This is a genomic window from Nocardia grenadensis (assembly GCF_050942415.1).
Lineage (GTDB): Bacteria > Actinomycetota > Actinomycetes > Mycobacteriales > Mycobacteriaceae > Nocardia > Nocardia grenadensis.
On the sequence record NZ_CP192054.1, the window covers coordinates 5,666,417 to 5,687,141 of the forward strand.

Annotated in this window: 1 protein-coding gene (only partly in view); it reads right to left on the bottom strand. The window is 66.6% G+C overall.

What is annotated here, in order from left to right:
• Positions 1-72: 72 nt before the first annotated feature.
• On the bottom strand, positions 73-20,725 hold the final stretch of the coding sequence (locus ACQPYS_RS26030; RefSeq protein ID WP_433491084.1) for a non-ribosomal peptide synthase/polyketide synthase. 42,380 nt of this gene lie beyond the right edge of the window; 20,653 of the gene's 63,033 nt are visible here — the last part of the coding sequence; its start codon lies beyond the right edge, outside the window; its stop codon occupies positions 73-75.

Here is a 20,725-nt window from a genome sequence, read left to right on the forward strand (position 1 = left end):
TGGGCCGGAGGTACCCATCTGTTACCACCGAGGATGCCATCGCCCGGCGACCGGGGCCGCTACACCAACGACTCAGTCCAGCAGGGCGCCCAGATCGAGCACCTGCTCTACCTCGGCCCACGACCCGTCCGGACGTCCCTTTTCCTCCAGGATCAACGCGGAGAGATCCTCCATGGCGTCCGGCTCCAACTGGTCGAGCCCGGCCTGATCGATCCACAGGTGGGTGACCCATTCGTCGCCGAGCGTCTCGCCGGTCACCTCGGGTACCAGTACCACCGCCGCGCCTACCGCGCCGGCCGCCACGATCTCCACCACCGCGGCCGGGCCGTCGGTACGGCCGTACCGGAAGGTACGGGATTCGTAGGTCAGGTCAGTCACGGTGTGCACCTCGGCCACCACGGCGGCCAGTTCGTCGTATGAGAGGACACGGCCGCCGGTGGTGACGCATACCGGGTCGCCGCCCTGCAGCGGCCGGACCCGGTCTGCGTAGGTCACCGGCCGGGACGACTCCGCCGCTATCTCCCCACTACGTTCGGGATTGTCCAGGGCCAACCAGTCGACATCGGGCACGGCCGGTGGCGCGTCCACCACAATGCCGGCCTCGACCGACAGACCGGCGGCCATGGCGGCATCCACCGCCTCAGCGGGTACCAGCGCCGCACCTGTCTTGAGCACCGCCCAGGTCGCCACGGCCGCGTCGACTCCGCGTCCGAGGCGCAGCACCACACCGGTACCCGGCCCGTAACCCCGCCCGATCAGGACCCGGGCCAGCCGCGAGGAACGCGCGTCCAGCTCCTGATAGGTGACCTCTTCCTCGCCCCACACCACCGCGGGGGCTTCCGGATCGTCCTCCACCGACGCGCGCAGCGTCTGCGGCAACGCGGTACCAGTGGTTGCAGCAGGGGCCACCGGCTGCGCGGGGGCCGCCATCCGGTCACGTTCGGCGGTATCGAGGATGTCGATACCGCCCACCCGGACCTGTGGGTCAGCAGCTACCGCGGCGAGGATCCGCTCGAATCGGCGACCGAAGGATTGCACGGTCGCGTCGTCGAACAGATCGGTGGCGTAACCGAACACCGACCACAGTTCCCCGAAGCCGCCGTCCACATCCCGCTGTGGGTCGATACCGATCTGGAGATCGAACTTCGCAGCCAGTGCCTGCTCGCCCAGTGCCTGCACACTCAGACCGGGCAGCTCCAGGATGGGCTGTTCGGTGTTCTGGAAGGACAGCACCACGCTCAGGAGCGGGTTGTGCGCGGTGGCTCGACCGGGCAGTACCGCGCTCACCACCTGTTCGAACGGGATATCAGCATTCGAGAAGGCCGACAGGTCCGTCTCGCGGACATGCTCGAGCAATTCGGCGAAGGTCATATCGGGTTCCACCTTGGTACGCAGTGCCAGGGTGTTGACGAACATACCGACGAGATCGTCGAGCTCCTGTTCCCCGCGTCCAGCGATCGGAGTACCGACAACGATATCGTCGGCGTTGGTCAGCCGGGACAACAGCACCGCCACCGCCGCGTGCATCACCATGAACAGCGTCACACCGTGCGCTCGCGCCGACTCGTCCAGCGCCCGATGCACCCCGGCATCGATGGCGAAACTCGTCAGTCCACCACGCATGGACGGTACCGGCGGACGCGGCCGGTCCAGCGGCAGTTCGACATCCACGGCGACCCCGTCGAGCTGTTTCTGCCAGTAGGCCAACTGGCCGGCAGCCGCCGAAGTCGGATCGGTCTCGTCACCGACCACTGCGCGCTGCCACAACGCGAAGTCCGCGTACTGCACCGGCAGCGGCGACCAGCCCGGCGAGTCGCCGCCGACTCGAGCCAGATAGGCCGTCATCAGGTCTCGGGCCAGCGGCGCCAGCGAGGCACCGTCGGCCGCGATGTGGTGCGCGACAACCGCGAGCACGTGCTCGCCTGGTGCGGTTTCGAGCAGCAATGCCCGCACGGGGACCTGCTGGGTGACATCGAACCCGGTCGACATCAGCTCGCCGATCCGAGTCACCGGATCAGCGGCGGGTGCCACCTCGAGCGCACCGCCGAGCGCCTGCGCGGACGGGAGGACCTCCTGGTACGGCGTGTCGCCCGGGCCGACCGGGTAGCGAGTACGCAGCGTCTCGTGCCGTTCCAGCACATCGGCGACCGCCGCGCACATAGCCGTGACATCCAGCTCCCCGGACAGCCGGATCGCCAGCGGGATGTTGTAAGCCGGCGAACCGGGATCGAACCGGTTGATAAGCCACATCCGCTGCTGTGCCAACGACAACGGCACGAACTCCGGACGCGACTGCGGCACCAAGGCACTACGCCCACCCGAACCCGCGTGCCGCTCCACCCGGACCGCCAGCCCGGCCACCGTAGACGCCTCGAACAGAGCCCGCACCGGCACCGTCGTGTTCAACGCCTTACCCAACCGCGCCGCGACCTGCGTCGCAACCAACGAATTACCACCGAGAGCGAAGAAATCATCCTCCGCACCCACCCGATCCACACCGAGAACCTCGGCGAACACACCGGCAACGATCTCCTCGATCGGAGTCGACGGCGCCCGGAACTCCCGCGCCTCGAACACCGGCTCGGGCAACGCCTTACGATCCAGCTTCCCGTTGACATTCAACGGCAACGCATCCAACTCCACGAACACCGACGGCACCATGTACGACGGCAACCGCTGCCCGAGTTCGGACTGCATACGCCCAGCATCCAGACCCGCTCCACCGCCGGACACCACATACCCGACCAACCGATCCCCGGTCCGCGGATCCGTGGCGACCAGCACCGCGGCCTGCGCGACCTCGGGCAACGCCAACAACGCCGCCTCGATCTCCCCCAGCTCGATCCGGAAACCACGAACCTTCACCTGGAAATCGGACCGACCCACATAATCCAGCTCACCCGCCGCAGTCCAGCGAGCCACGTCACCGGTGCGATACATCCGCTGCCCCACCGTGAACGGATCCGCCACGAACCGATCCGCACTCAAATCCGGCCGCCCGAAATACCCATCCGCCAACTGCACACCCGCCAGATACAACTCACCCGCGACACCATCGGGCACCGGCCGCAACCGCGAATCCAACACATACACACGCGAATTCCACTGCGGCACACCGATCGGCACCGAACCCTGATCGGCCTCGGTCACCTCATGCGTGGTGATCGACACCGCCGCCTCGGTCGGACCATACAAGTTGAACAACCGGACACCCGCGAACTCGGCAAGCACCTTGCGCGCCGTCGCCGCCGGCAGCGCCTCACCGATAGCCAACACCCGCCGCAGCGAGCCCGGCAAGCCTTCACCCGTGCTCAACAACGCATCCAACATCGACGGAACAACCGCCAATGTAGTCACCCGTTCCCGAGCCATCAGCTCATTCAGATACAACGGATCCCGATGCCCATCGGCCTCCGCGATCACCAACCGACCACCGGACACGGCCGCCGACCAGAACTCCCACACCGACAAATCGAACGTCGCCGCGGTCTTCAACAACACCGCATCCGTCGCGACCAAACCGAACTCGGCGACGAGATAACGCAACTGGTTCACAACCGCCGCATGCGGAACCGCCACACCCTTCGGACGACCCGTCGAACCCGACGTGAAAATCACATAAGCGGTATTCGACGGCCGCAACGGCGCCACACGCTCGACATCAGACACCGGCACCGCGTCGAAACCACTGACGTCCAAGCCGTCCAGCGCAATCACCGCTGCCTCACCGGCCATCGCCGTAGCAAAATCCGATACGACATCACCACTGGTAAGCACACATACCGGTGCCGCGGTATCGAGGATGTAACCGGTTCGCTCCGCAGGCTGATCCGGATCCACCGGAACATACACACCACCGGCAGTGGCGACCGCGTACATCGCGACCACCAAATCCACCGACCGCCGCAACCCCAGCACGACCCGATCCTGCGGACCCACACCCACCGAAATCAGATACCGCGCCAACCGATTGACCCGAGCACCCAACTCCGCATAGGTGACCGCGGAACCGTCGGCGGCAACCAACGCGACCGCATCCGGCGTGGCCGCGACCGACGCATCCAACAGCGACACCAAAGTCGCCGCCGAATCCAGCTCCCGAACAGTGTCATTACGAGCCGCCAACACCGCACGCTCGGCCGGAGCCAGAATCTCCAGCTGCCCGACCGCAGTATCCGGTGCCGCGACGATCTCACTCAGCAACCGGATGAACCGACCAACGAATTCCTGCGCAGTGGCATGGTCGAACAGATCGGTGGCATAGGTCAGATGGCCACCCACACCCTGCGGCGCACCCTCACTGTCATAAGCGTCCGCGACGATCAAATGCAGGTCGAACTGCGAAACCTCGGTATCGACCTCCACACCCGACACCGTCAGACCCGGCAACTCCAGACTCGACTGCGCCAAATTCTGGAACGACAACCCCACCTGGAACAACGGATGACGCGACTGCGAACGCGCCGGATTCAACACCTCCACCAAACGCTCGAACGGCACATCCGCATGCGCGAACGCCGCGATATCGACCTCACGCTGCCGACGAAGCAGATCGGTGAACGACTCACCACGATCCAACTCGGTCCGGAACACCAACGTATTCACAAACATACCGATCAAATCATCCAGTGCGGCCTCACCACGACCCGCCACCGGCGTACCCACAGTGATGTCATCACTACCCGACAACCGCGACAACAACACCGCCAACGCCGAATGAACGACCATGAACAGAGTCGCGTTCTGCTCCCGGGCCACCCGCAGCAAACCGGCATGAACCTCGGCATCGACAACGACCCGAACCCGACCACCCGCAAACGACTGCACCGCCGGACGCGGCCGATCCGCCGGCAAATCCAACTGATCCGGCACACCCGCCAGCGCCGACCGCCAATAACCGACCTGCCGCGCCGCCAACGACTCCGGATCGGATTCATCACCAAGCAGCTCACGCTGCCAGATACTGTAATCCGCGTACTGCACCGGCAACGGCGCCCACCCCGGACCATCCCCCGCCCTACGCGCCGCATACGCGGTCATCAAATCCCGAGTCAACGGCCCCACCGACGAACCATCACCAGCAATGTGATGAACCACCAGCGCCAGCACGAACTCATCGGCTGTGCCGTCGACCTGGAACAGCGCCACCCGCAACGGCACCTCGACCGTCACATCGAAACCCGCCGACCCCAACCCGGCCACCGCCGCCACCACATCACCAGCAGCAACCGACCGCACCTCCAGACGCGGCGTCGCCTCCGCAGCCGGCAACACCACCTGCACCGGACCCGACTCCGTCTCCGGATACACCGTCCGCAACACCTCATGCCGGCCCACCACATCGGCGACCGCCGCCCGCAACGCCGCTACATCGAGATCGCCCGACAGCCGGATCGCCATCGGGATGTTGTAAGCCGCCGATTCCTGATCGAAACGGTTCAGGAACCACATCCGCTGCTGCGCCAACGACAACGGCACGAACTCCGGACGCGACTGCGGCACCAAGGCACTACGCCCACCCGAACCCGCGTGCCGCTCCACCCGGACCGCCAGCCCGGCCACCGTAGACGCCTCGAACAGAGCCCGCACCGGCACCGTCGTGTTCAACGCCTTACCCAACCGCGCCGCGACCTGCGTCGCAACCAACGAATTACCACCGAGAGCGAAGAAATCATCCTCCGCACCCACCCGATCCACACCGAGAACCTCGGCGAACACACCGGCAACGATCTCCTCGATCGGAGTCGACGGCGCCCGGAACTCCCGCGCCTCGAACACCGGCTCGGGCAACGCCTTACGATCCAGCTTCCCGTTGACATTCAACGGCAACGCATCCAACTCCACGAACACCGACGGCACCATGTACGACGGCAACCGCTGCCCGAGTTCGGACTGCATACGCCCAGCATCCAGACCCGCTCCACCGCCGGACACCACATACCCGACCAACCGATCCCCGGTCCGCGGATCCGTGGCGACCAGCACCGCGGCCTGCGCGACCTCGGGCAACGCCAACAACGCCGCCTCGATCTCCCCCAGCTCGATCCGGAAACCACGAACCTTCACCTGGAAATCGGACCGACCCACATAATCCAGCTCACCCGCCGCAGTCCAGCGAGCCACGTCACCGGTGCGATACATCCGCTGCCCCACCGTGAACGGATCCGCCACGAACCGATCCGCACTCAAATCCGGCCGCCCGAAATACCCATCCGCCAACTGCACACCCGCCAGATACAACTCACCCGCGACACCATCGGGCACCGGCCGCAACCGCGAATCCAACACATACACACGCGAATTCCACTGCGGCACACCGATCGGCACCGAACCCTGATCGGCCTCGGTCACCTCATGCGTGGTGATCGACACCGCCGCCTCGGTCGGACCATACAAGTTGAACAACCGGACACCCGCGAACTCGGCAAGCACCTTGCGCGCCGTCGCCGCCGGCAGCGCCTCACCGATAGCCAACACCCGCCGCAGCGAGCCCGGCAAGCCTTCACCCGTGCTCAACAACGCATCCAACATCGACGGAACAACCGCCAATGTAGTCACCCGTTCCCGAGCCATCAGCTCATTCAGATACAACGGATCCCGATGCCCATCGGCCTCCGCGATCACCAACCGACCACCGGACACGGCCGCCGACCAGAACTCCCACACCGACAAATCGAACGTCGCCGCGGTCTTCAACAACACCGCATCCGTCGCGACCAAACCGAACTCGGCGACGAGATAACGCAACTGGTTCACAACCGCCGCATGCGGAACCGCCACACCCTTCGGACGACCCGTCGAACCCGACGTGAAAATCACATAAGCGGTATTCGACGGCCGCAACGGCGCCACACGCTCGACATCAGACACCGGCACCGCGTCGAAACCACTGACGTCCAAGCCGTCCAGCGCAATCACCGCTGCCTCACCGGCCATCGCCGTAGCAAAATCCGATACGACATCACCACTGGTAAGCACACATACCGGTGCCGCGGTATCGAGGATGTAACCGGTTCGCTCCGCAGGCTGATCCGGATCCACCGGAACATACACACCACCGGCAGTGGCGACCGCGTACATCGCGACCACCAAATCCACCGACCGCCGCAACCCCAGCACGACCCGATCCTGCGGACCCACACCCACCGAAATCAGATACCGCGCCAACCGATTGACCCGAGCACCCAACTCCGCATAGGTGACCGCGGAACCGTCGGCGGCAACCAACGCGACCGCATCCGGCGTGGCCGCGACCGACGCATCCAACAGCGACACCAAAGTCGCCGCCGAATCCAGCTCCCGAACAGTGTCATTACGAGCCGCCAACACCGCACGCTCGGCCGGAGCCAGAATCTCCAGCTGCCCGACCGCAGTATCCGGTGCCGCGACGATCTCACTCAGCAACCGGATGAACCGACCAACGAATTCCTGCGCAGTGGCATGGTCGAACAGATCGGTGGCATAGGTCAGATGGCCACCCACACCCTGCGGCGCACCCTCACTGTCATAAGCGTCCGCGACGATCAAATGCAGGTCGAACTGCGAAACCTCGGTATCGACCTCCACACCCGACACCGTCAGACCCGGCAACTCCAGACTCGACTGCGCCAAATTCTGGAACGACAACCCCACCTGGAACAACGGATGACGCGACTGCGAACGCGCCGGATTCAACACCTCCACCAAACGCTCGAACGGCACATCCGCATGCGCGAACGCCGCGATATCGACCTCACGCTGCCGACGAAGCAGATCGGTGAACGACTCACCACGATCCAACTCGGTCCGGAACACCAACGTATTCACAAACATACCGATCAAATCATCCAGTGCGGCCTCACCACGACCCGCCACCGGCGTACCCACAGTGATGTCATCACTACCCGACAACCGCGACAACAACACCGCCAACGCCGAATGAACGACCATGAACAGAGTCGCGTTCTGCTCCCGGGCCACCCGCAGCAAACCGGCATGAACCTCGGCATCGACAACGACCCGAACCCGACCACCCGCAAACGACTGCACCGCCGGACGCGGCCGATCCGCCGGCAAATCCAACTGATCCGGCACACCCGCCAGCGCCGACCGCCAATAACCGACCTGCCGCGCCGCCAACGACTCCGGATCGGATTCATCACCAAGCAGCTCACGCTGCCAGATACTGTAATCCGCGTACTGCACCGGCAACGGCGCCCACCGGGGCACCTCGCCGACGACCCGAGCGGCGTAGGCGGTCATCAGATCCCGGGTCAACGGCCCCACCGACGAACCATCACCGGCGATGTGGTGGACCACCAGCGCCAGCACGAATTCATCGGCTGTGTCGTCGACCTGGAACAGCGCCACCCGCAACGGCACCTCGACCGTCACATCGAAACCCGCCGACCCCAAGCCCGCGACCGCCGCCACCACATCACCAGCAGCAACCGACCGCACCTCCAGACGCGGCGACGCCTCCGCAGCCGGCAACACCACCTGCACCGGACCCGACTCCGTCTCCGGATACACCGTCCGCAACACCTCATGCCGGCCCACCACATCGGCGACCGCCGCCCGCAACGCCGCCACATCCAGCACACCCGACAACCGGATCGCCATCGGCAGGTTATAAGCCGCCGACTCCTGATCGAAACGATTCAGGAACCACATCCGCTGCTGCGCCAACGACAACGGCACCGCATCAACAACCTCGCCCGAAGCCGACACCCGCGTCGGCCGCACCTGCGGCACCAACACGGCCCGGCCACCCGAACCCGCCTGCTCCTGAATCCGAGCAGCCAACGCCGACACCGCCGCAGCCTCGAACAACAACCGCACCGGCACCTGCGCGTCCAGTGCCGCACCCAACCGGGCCGCGACCTGGGTCGCGATCAGTGAGTTACCACCGAGAGCGAAGAAGTCGTCATCGGCGCCGATCCGCTCGACACCGAGGACCTCGGCGAACACGCCCGCCACGATCTCCTCGATCGGAGTCGACGGGGCGCGGAACTCCCGGGCCTCGAACACCGGCGCGGGCAGCGCTTTACGGTCCAGCTTGCCCGAAGTGTTCAACGGGAACGCGTCCAACTGCATGACCACGGCCGGGATCATGTACACCGGCAACACATCACGCAGGGCTTCGAGCAACGCACCGGAATCGATCTGCGCACCGGGCGCCGCAACGACATAGGCAGCCAGCTGCTCACCCAGATCAGACGCCGCCACCGTCACCACCGCCTGGCTCACCACCGGCTGCGCCAGCAACGCCGACTCGATCTCCCCCAACTCGATCCGCTGACCACGGAACTTCACCTGGAAATCGGTACGACCCAAATACTCCAACACCGGCAAGCCGTCCACCTGCTGCCACCGCACCAGATCACCCGTGCGATACATCCGCTCCGCGAGGTCGAACGGGCTCGCCACAAACCGATCCGCCGACAAATCCGGACGAGTCACATAACCACGAGCCAACTGATCACCCGCGAGATACAACTCACCCACCACACCCGCAGGAACCGGGCGCAACCGCGAATCCAACACGTACACGCGGGAATTCCACTGCGGCACACCAATCGGCACACTGCCCGACTCATCACCGGACGCCTGCCAATACGTGATCGACACCGCAGCCTCGGTCGGACCATACAAGTTATGCACAGCCGCATCAGAAATCGCGTGCACCGCGGACACGGTCTCCGGCGGCAACGCCTCACCGATCACGAACACATGCTCGAGACTCGGGATAGAACCCGCCGCAGTATGGGCAGCGAACACACCCAACATCGACGGCACGAAATCGGTCACCGTCACCCGCTGCTCGGCAATAACCCGCGCCAAGTACTCGGTATCCCGGTGACCGTCGGGGGTCGCGACCACAAGGTGCGCACCGGCAGCCAACGGCAGGAAATAACCCCACAACGACACATCGAACGTCGTCGCGGTCTTCTGCAAATACACATCCGAGGCACCCAACGGGTACTCCGCCAGCATCCACGCAACCTGATTACTGATCGCCGAATGCGAAACCGCCACACCCTTCGGACGACCGGTAGACCCGGACGTGAAAATCACATACGCCGTATTCGACGGCCGCACCGGCGCACGCCGATCCGCATCGGCCACCACGGAATCGGCGTACCGGGAGATATCCAGGCTGTCCAACGCCAGCACCGGGACAGCGGTGTCTTCGGGCACGGCAGCCGAATCACCGGTAGTCGTCAACACACACAGCGGTGCCGCGGTATCGAGAATGTAGCCGATCCGCTCCGCCGGATGCGCCGGATCCAGGGGCACATACGCACCACCCGCGGCAACGACGGCATACATACCCACGACGAGATCCAGCGACCGCGACACCAACAACCCGACAAGGGTCTCCGGACCCACACCCTCGGCGATCAAATGCCGCGCGAGCCGGTTGACCCGACCCGCGAACTCACCATAGGACAGACTCGTCCCCTCGAACGAAACCGCCACCCGATCCGGATACGCCGCCGCCACCGCATTGAACCCATCCAGCAACAACCCCGCCGGCAGCCGATGCTCGGTGGCATTCCACTCCGCCAGCACCCGAGCACGCTCGACCGGCGCCAGGATCTCCAGATCACCGACCGCGGTCTCCGGCGCCTCGACAACCTCACGCAGCAGACCCAAGAACCGGTCGGCGAAGCCCACTACTGTGGCGCGGTCGAACAGATCTGTCGCGTAGATGAGCTTGGCCGAGACACCGTGCGCCGCAGAGCCGTCCGGGTTGGCCGGACCGGTCAGTTCACCGAGCTCCAGTTGCAGGTCGAACTTCGAAGTCTCGATAGGTGATTCGAGGCCACTTATGGTCAGACCGGGCAGCTCGCCGCGGACCTGCGGATCGTTGTTCTGCAACGACAGCATCACCTGGAACACCGGGTGCCTGGCCTGCGACCGGACCGGGTTCAGGACCTCGACCAGCCGCTCGAACGGCAGGTCCGCGTGCCCGAAGGCTGCCACATCGCCGGCGCGCACCGTCTCCAGCAGTTCGGCGAAACCGGCGCCGGAGTCGATCGGCGTCCGCAGCGCGAGCGTATTGACGAACATGCCGATCAGATCGTCGAGCGCCCGATCACCACGCCCGGCCACCGGGGTGCCAACGACAATATCGGTCTCACCCGACAGCCGGGACAGCATCACCGCGAAGGCCGCGTGCATGACCATGAAGAAGGTCACGCCGTGGGCGCGGGCCAGTTCCACCAGTTCGGCGTGCGCGGCAGCATCGATCTCGAAGCTGTAGGCGGCACCCTGCCCGGTGGCCACCGCCGGCCGCGGCCGGTCGGCCGGAAGATCCAGCTGTTCCGGGATACCGGCCAGCGCCTCCGACCAGTAGGTGAGCTGGGAGGCGATCACTGATTCCGGATCGTCCTCGGCACCCAGCACCTGCCGCTGCCACAGCGTGTAGTCGGCGTACTGCACCTCGAGCGGCTGCCAGCCCGGCTCGCCGCCGTCGATCCGGGCACTGTAGGCCGTGATCACATCGCGGGCCAGCGGTCCCATGGAGAAACCGTCCGACGAAATATGGTGGACAACCAGGACCAGCACATGCTCGGTCGGATTCGCCTCGTACAGCCGGACCCGGAAGGGCACACCGGCGGTCACATCGAACCCGGTACCGACGAACTCCGCCACCCGCGCGGGCAGCTCCGCCTCGGTCACCTCCACCGGGGTCAGATCGGGGATCACCGTCGAGGTCGGCACGACCTGCTGGAACGGTGTCCCGTCCACCTCCGGGTAGTAGGTGCGCAGCGATTCGTGCCGCGCCAGCACATCGGCGATCGCGATCTGCATGGCCTGGCGGTCCAGCAGACCCGACAACCGCACCGCGATCGGCAGATTGTTCGCGGCCGAGGCCGGATCGAACCGGTTCAGGAACCACATCCGCTGCTGTGCCAGCGACAGCGGCACCCGCTCCACGACCTCGCCGGTCTCCAGGACCTGGGTCGGCCGCGGCTGCGGCACCAGGGCCACCCGGCCACCCGCACCGGCATGTGTCTCCGCGCGGGCGGCCAGCGCCGTCACGGTGGAGGCCGCGAACAGTTCCCGGACCGGGAGTTCGGTGTCCAGTGCCGCCGACAACCGCGCCGCCACCCGGGTGGCGCTGAGCGAGTTACCGCCCAGCTCGAAGAAGTCGTCGTCCGCACCGACCCGCTCGGCACCCAGTACTTCGGCGAAGGTCGCGGCCACGATCTCCTCGACCGGGGTCGAGGGCGCCCGGAACACCCGCGCCTTGAACACCGGCGCCGGCAAGGCCTTGCGATCCAGCTTCCCGGACGCGTTCAGCGGGAACTCGTCGAGTACCACGAACGCGGCGGGCACCATGTACGACGGCAGCAGTTCCGTCAGGTCCTCGCGCAGCACCTCGATATCCAGCAGCGCGCCCGGGGCGGGTACCAGGTAGGCAACGAGCTGGTCGCCGGTGCGCGCGTCACCACGCATGACCACCACGGCCTGGGCGACCTCGTCCACGCCGGTCAGCGCCGATTCGATCTCGCCGAGTTCGATACGCAGACCACGCAACTTCACCTGGAAATCGGTACGACCCAAATACTCCAGCTCACCAGCCGCGGTCCACCGCACCAAGTCACCCGTGCGATACATACGCTCGGCGATCTCGAACGGATCGGCCACGAACCGATCCGCCGACAAATCCGGACGAGACACATACCCACGCGCCAACTGCGCACCCGCCAGATACAACTCACCCGCAACACCCACCGGAACCGGCCGCAACCGAGCATCCAGCACATACACCCGAGTGTTGAACACCGGAGCACCAATCGGCACCGTCACCGTGTCCGCATCGGTCACCTCGTGATACGTCACATCGACCGCGGCCTCGGTCGGACCGTACAAGTTGTGCACAACCGTCCCGGTCAACTCCCGCAACCGCTGCGCCGGCTTCGGCGCCAACGCCTCACCCGAGGAGAACACCAACCGCAACGAACCACACCGCCCGGCACCCGAACCAGCGAACACACCCGGCAAAGCCGCCACGAACACCGTCAGCATCGACGGCACGAAATGCGCCACCGACACGCCCTCGGCATCGATGACCTCCGCCAAATACTCCGGATCACGATGCCCATCCGGCTTCGCCACCACCAACCGCGCACCCACCTGCAACGGCCAGAAGAACTCCCACACCGACACATCGAAAGTCGACGGCGTCTTCTGCAACACCACATCCGACGCGGCCAAACCATACTCGGACTGCATCCACACCAAACGGTTCACGATCGCCGCATGCGACACCGCCACACCCTTCGGGCGACCCGTCGAACCCGACGTGAAGATCACATACGCCGTATTCGACGGACGCAACGGCGCACGACGCTCGACATCGGTCAGCGGCGTATCCGTGTACGCGCTCAGATCCAGCCGGTCGATCCGCACCTGAGCGGTATCGATCGGCAGATCGTCGCCGGAGGTGAGCACACAGATCGGGTCGGCGGTGGCCAGGATGTACTCGGTGCGCTCGGCCGGATGATCCGGATCCAGCGGCACATAGGCGCCACCGGCGACGATGACCGCGTACATACCGACCACCAGATCGATCGAACGCCGCATACCCAGGGCCACATACGACTCCGGCCCCACCCCGCGGTCGACCAGCCACCGCGCGAGCAGATTCACCCGGGCCGCGAAATCGGCGTAGAAGAGGGTCTCCGTCCCGAAGGTCAGAGCGGGCGCCTCCGGGGTGCGGACGCTCTGCGCGTAGAACATCGAGGCCAGCGTCGCGGCGGCATCGACGGTATGCGCGGTGTCGTTCCACGCGCGCAGCACCCGGTCGCGTTCCCCGCCGTCCAGCAGTTCGATTTCACCGATCGGCCGGTCGGGGGTCTCGGTGACGGCGGCGAGCACCCGCACCAGCCGGTCGGCGATCCGGCGCACATCGGCTTCGTCGAACATGTCCCGCTGATAGCCGGCGCGGATCCGCAGCGTGCTGCCCAGCGCGGCGATCAGGCTCAGCGGATAGTGGGTGGCGTCGACCGCGCTCAAACCGGTCACCGCCATCCCGTCGATATCGGTGGCCTGCGCCTGGATACCCTCGGCGTCCACCGGATACGACTCGAACACCAGCAGGGTGTCGAACAGGGTCGCCAGTCCGGCCGCGCCCTGGATATCGGCCAGACCCACATAGTGGTGGTCCAGCAGATCCGCCTGTTCGCCCTGGGTCCGGGTGAGCAGTGCGCGCGGGGGTTCGTCCTGATCGAACCGCACCCGGACCGGGACGGTGTTGATGAACAACCCGACCATGGTCTCCACCCCGGCCAGCTGCGGTGGGCGACCGGACACGGTGGCGCCGAACAGCACATCGTCGCGGCCGGTGATCCGGCCGAGCAGTATCGCCCACGCCACCTGCAGCACCGTGTTGGCGGTGATACCGAGTTCGGCGGCCAGCGCGGTGATCCGTGCCGTGGCCGCGGTATCCAGCTCGAAGGTGTATTCGCCGGACAGGGCCTCGATCTCGTGCGTGGAATCGCCGCCCCCGGTTTCCGGGCGGCTGAGCAGGGTCGGCTCGCTCACCCCGGCCAGTGCCTCGGACCACATCGCCAGCGACGCCGGGTGATCCTGCCTGCCGACCCAGTCCAGGAAGTGCCGGTAGGAGCGGGCCGCGGGCAGCGCGGTGCCGTCGGCGCGGACGGCGTACAGCGTCAGCAGATCCTGCATGAGCAGCGGCATGGACCAGCCGTCCAGCAGGATGTGGTGGTTGGACACCACGAACTGCCAGGTGTCGGCTCCGGTCTTGATCAGGGTGAACCTGATCAGCTTCGGTTCGGTGAGATCGAAACGCCGCAGCCGGTCGGCGTCGACGAGGTCGTCGGCCGTGCCGGTGGCGCTGCGGTCGTGCTCGGTCCAGTCGACCGGCACCTCATCGAGGACGACCTGCACCGAGTCACCCGCACGGTCGGTGACGAACACCGTGCGCAGATTCTCGTAGCGGTCCACCAGGGCCTGCGCTGCCGCCCGGAGCCGTTCGGCGTCCACCCGGCCGGTCAGGGTGAGCACCGCCTGCGCGGTGTACACATCCACCGAGGTGGCGGCGAGCTGCGCGTGGAACAGCATGCCGGCCTGTAGCGAGGACAGTGGCCACAGATCGGCGACCCGCATCGGGAACCGCCGCTCGATCCGCTCGATGGCCGGCTGCGATACCTCGACCAGCGGGAAGTCCGACGGCGTATGGCCGCCCGCGTCCGCGGAACCGGCATGGCGGGCCACCGCTTCCAGTGCCCGTACCCACAGGTCTCCGAATTCGCGGGCCTCGTCCGCCGACAGCAGCGTGGACGGGTAGCCGATACGCGCGGTCAGCGTATCGCCGACCACGATGGCGTTGATGTCCAGCAGCGCCATGGCCGGCATATCCGCGTCGTAGCCGACATCCACGGCCAGATCGGCCGCCGGGAGCCAGCCGAATCCGTGCATCTCCTCCGGAATCTCACCGGCGCCGACACGACCCAGGTAGTTGAAGTTCACCTGGCCCGGCATCTCCTGCGGGAACTCGGCGGCGGTCTCGGAGTTCATGTACCGCAGCAGGCCGTAACCGACGCCCTTGTCCGGGACCGCGAGCAATTGCTCCTTGACGAGCTTGAGCGCGGCGCCCAGTTCCGGCTCGCCGGCGAGGGCGGCCTCGATATCGATACCGGCCGGCTCGAACCGGACCGGGAAGAGCGCGGTGAACCAGCCGACCGTACGGGACAGGTCGGCGCCGGGCGCGACCTGTTCCTCACGACCGTGACCCTCGAGCCGGATCAGCAGCGGGTCGTCCGGCGCGACGCCGGGCACACGCCGCGTCCGCCAGGCGGCGGTCGCCAGGACGAGCGCGGTGAGCAGACCGTCGTTCACCCCGCCGTGGAACAGCGCCGGCACGGTGGTGAGCAGGGTCTGGGTGACCTCCGGCGATACCCGCACGGCGTGGACCGCGACGGCCCCGGCGGTATCCACCGCGGGATCCATCCGGCGCTCGGTGAGCAGCGGATCGGCGGTACCGGCCACGGTGCGCCAGTACGCCAGTTCCGCGAGCCGTTCCGCGCTGTGGGCATCGCGCTCGAGCGCATGCGCCCACGTCCGCATGGAGGTGACCGGTGCGGGCAGTTGGGGGATCTGGCCGGCGCTGCGCGCGACGGCGGACAACACGAGATCGGGTACCAGCACGCGCCACGACACGCCGTCGACGGCGAGGTGGTGCACGATGACCACCAGATGCCCGTTGCGCTCGGCGGTATCGGGTTCCAGCCAGACGAACCGGACCACCACACCGCGCTCGGGATCGAGCCGGTCCAGCGCGGTATCGACCGCGGCCGTGGCGATCTCGGACAGTTCGGTACCGGTGACGGCACCGTCGAACACGGTGTGGTCGATCAGCGCGTCCACATCGACACTGCCCGGCTCGCCGGTTTCCACGACCCAGTCGCCATCGGTGGAGTACAGCCGCGACCGCAACATATCGTGCCGGTCGACCACCGGGCCGACCACGGCGGCAATGGTCTCCCGGTCGATGCCGATCGGGAGGTCCAGGGTGATGAGCTGGTGGAAACGCCCGAACGAACCGGGCCGTTCGGCCATGAACCGCACGATCGGCGTCAGCGGCATGGTGCCGACGCCGCCGCCCGGCAGTTCGACGAGCGTGCTCGTCACACTGTCGGCATCGGCGGATTCGGCGACGGCGGCCAGCCCGGCCACCGTCCGCTGTTCGAAGACGTGCCGCGGGCTGAAGACCACACCGCGGGCCTTGGCGCGGGACACCAGCTGAATGGACACGATGCTGTCGCCGCCGAGGGCGAAGAACGAATCGTCCACACCGACCTGGTCCACGCCCAGGACCTCGGCGAAGACCTCGGCGATGGTCTGCTCGACCGGTGTGCGCGGCCCGCGGAAGGCGGTACGCGCCTGGAACACCGGTTCGGGCAGCGCTTTGCGGTCCAGTTTCCCGGCGGGAGTCAGCGGGATCCGGTCGATGACCATGACGGCCGCCGGCACCATGTAATCGGGCAGCCGCTCGGCGACGTACCCGGTCAGCGCCGTGACATCCACGGTGGCGCCGGAGGCCGCCACCACGTAGGAGACGAGCGATACCGCGCCCGCGGCATTCTTGTAACCCGTGGTGACGGCGAAATCGACAGTTTCGTGCGCGGTCAACGCCGCGTCGATCTCACCCAGCTCGATACGGAAACCACGAACCTTGACCTGGAAATCATTACGGCCCACATACTCCACGGCCGGGTCGCCCGCGGCGTCACGACGCCAGCGCACCACATCACCCGTGCGATACAACCGTGAACCCGGCTCCCCGAACGGATCGGCGACGAACCGTTCAGCGGTCAAACCGGGACGGGCGTGGTAGCCGCGTGCCAGCTGGATACCACCGACATACAGCTCACCGGCCACACCCTCGGGCACCGGATTGAGCCGGTCGTCGAGCACCAGGGTGCGCATACCCCGCACCGGACCACCGATGGTGACCCGATCACCGGCGTGCAGGACACCACTGATATTCGTGGCGACCGTCGCCTCGGTCGGACCGTAGGCGTTGTGGAAGCGACGCTCGACCCCGCCTTCGTGCGTGGTCGACCACTTCGCCATCAGATCCGCCGAAATGGCTTCACCACCAGCGATGATCACTTCCATTCCGGCGAGATCCGCCGGATCCAGCGATCCGAGTACCGACGGCGTGATCAAACCGACCGTCACACCTTCGCGGGAGATCAGTTCGCCCAGCTCGGCACCGCCGTAGGTGCCGGTCGGCACCACCACCAGCGCACCGGCCGAACCGACCGCGAGCAGCAACTCCAGGATCGAGGCGTCGAACGACGGGGAGGCGAAGGCCAGCGCCCGCGCGGACGCATCGAGGCGATAGCGCTCGACCTGTTCGGCACTGAAGTTCGCCAGACCCGCGTGGCTGACCACAACACCCTTGGGCAGACCCGTCGAACCCGAGGTGTAGATGACATAGGCGGTATTCGCCGGGGCCAACGGCCACACCCGATCCGCATCGGTGATCGGACCGGCCGGATAGGTGTCCAGCGCGAGCTCGTCGAGGACCAGCCAGTCCACCGAGTCGGGGAGATCCGCCCGCACACTCGACACCGTGATACCCACGGGCGCACCGGAATCGGTGAGCATATGCGCGATCCGATCGGCCGGATACGTCGGATCGATCGGCAGGAACGCCGCACCCGATTTGGTCACCGCCCACTCGGCCAGCACCGAATCCGCCGACCGCGGCACCGCCACCGCCACCAAATCCTCGGCACCCAGGCAACGCTCGATCAGCACCTGCGCCAGCTGATTCGACCGCACGTCGAACTCACCATAGGAGTACCGGACGCCCTCGAACACCACCGCCGGCGCCGACGGATCCACCGCCACCGCCGCCGCCAGCAACTCCGGCAACGTCGAAGCCGACACCGCCGGACCACCCGTACGGGACAGGACCTCGTGACGTTCGCTCGGATCGAGCAGTTCGAGATCACCCAGCACCGCGCCGGGGTCGGCGGCGACCGCCGCCAGCAACCGCCGGAACCGGGTGACCATCATGGTCGCGGTGGTTTCGTCGAACAGTTCGGTGGCGTAGTTCAACACCAGTTCCATACCGCCCGAACCGTTTTCGGCCAGCGAGAACTGGAGGTCGAAGCGCGCCACATCGTCGGCGATCTCCACCCCGGCGACGGTCAGGCCGGCCAAGTCCAGGGCCGGCGCCTCCTGGTTCTGGAACGACAGCGCCACCTGGAACAGTGGGTTGCGGGCCTGCGAACGCTCCGGCGCCAGCAGGTCCACCAGCCGCTCGAACGGCACATCGGCATTACCGAAGGCATCCAGGTCGACCTGCCGAGCCCGATCCACCAGCTCCGCGAATGTTTCACCGGAACCGACACTCGTGCGCAACACCAGCGTGTTCACGAACATGCCGACCAGATCGTCCAGGGCACGCTCACCACGACCCGCGATCGGCGTACCCACCGCGATATCGTCCGAACCCGACAGGCGCGCCAGCAATGCCGCCAACGCGGCGTGCAGCACCATGAACATCGACGCACCACGAGCACGCGCCAGAGCGTTCAGGCTCCGCACCAGCTCGGTGTCCAGCTCGCCGTGCACCCTGGCGCCGCGCAGCGACGCCACCGGGGGACGGGGGCGGTCGGTGGGCAGCACCAGCTCGTCGGGCAGGTCCGCGAGAGTCTCCTGCCAGAAAGCGATCTGGCGGGCCATGGCGGTGTCCGGATCGTCCTCGGCACCCAGCACCTGCCGCTGCCACAGCGTGTAGTCGGCGTACTGGACCTGCAGCGGCGCCCAGCCCGGCAGCTCGCCCTGGACCCGTGCCGCGTACGCGGTCATCACGTCCCGTGCCAGCGGCGCCAGCGAGAAACCGTCACCGGCAATGTGGTGCAGCACCACGACCAGCACGAATTCCCGGGGTGAGACAGCGAAGAGACGGATCCGCACCGGCACGGCGGCGGCCACGTCGAAACCGGTCGCCGCGAACTCGACGATCTCGGCCGCTACCTCGTCCCCGGACACCTGCTCCGGCTCCAGGGTCGGCACGGCCCGTTCGGCGGGCAGGATCAACTGCACCGGTCGGCCCCCCTGCTCCGGGTACCGGGTCCGCAGCGATTCGTGCCTGGCCACCACATCGCCCAGCGCCGCGCGCAATGCCGGCACATCGAGATCACCGGTGAGACGGATCGCCATCGGCAGGTTGTAGGCCGCCGACGAAGTGTCGTACTGGTTCAGGAACCACATCCGCTGCTGCGCGTAGGACAGCGGTATCTGTTCCGGTCGCGGCCCGGCCACGAGTTCCGGCCGGGACCGGGCACCGGACTCTTCCACCCGGAGCGCGAGCGCGGCCACGGTCGGCGCCTCGAACAGCGTGCGCACTGCCACCTGGGTACCGAGCGCCGCACCGATACGGGCCGCGACCTGCATACCGATCAGGGAGTTACCGCCCAGCTCGAAGAAGTCGTCGTCCGCGCCGACCCGCTCCACGTCCAGCACATCGGCGAAGGTCGCCGCCACGATCTCCTCGATCGGGGTGGCCGGCGCCCGGAATGCCCGGGCCGCGAAGACCGGTTCGGGCAGCGCCCGGCGATCGAGCTTGCCGCTGGCGTTCAGCGGGAAGGCGTCGAGTACGACGAACGCGGCGGGCACCATATACGACGGCAACCGGCCCGACAGGGCGGCGCGCAGCGAGTCGCTCTCGACCGGGGCGCCGGCCGCCGGCACCACGTAGCCCACCAGCTGATCCCCGGTGCGCGCGTCACCACGCATGACCACCACGGCCTGGGCGACCTCGTCCACGCCGGTCAGCGCCGATTCGATCTCGCCGAGTTCGATACGCAGACCACGCAACTTCACCTGGAAATCGGTACGACCCAAATACTCCAGCTCACCAGCCGCGGTCCACCGCACCAAGTCACCCGTGCGATACATACGCTCGGCGATCTCGAACGGATCGGCCACGAACCGATCCGCCGACAAATCCGGACGAGACACATACCCACGCGCCAACTGCGCACCCGCCAGATACAACTCACCCGCAACACCCACCGGAACCGGCCGCAACCGAGCATCCAGCACATACACCCGAGTGTTGAACACCGGAGCACCAATCGGCACCGTCACCGTGTCCGCATCGGTCACCTCGTGATACGTCACATCGACCGCGGCCTCGGTCGGACCGTACAAGTTGTGCACAACCGTCCCGGTCAACTCCCGCAAC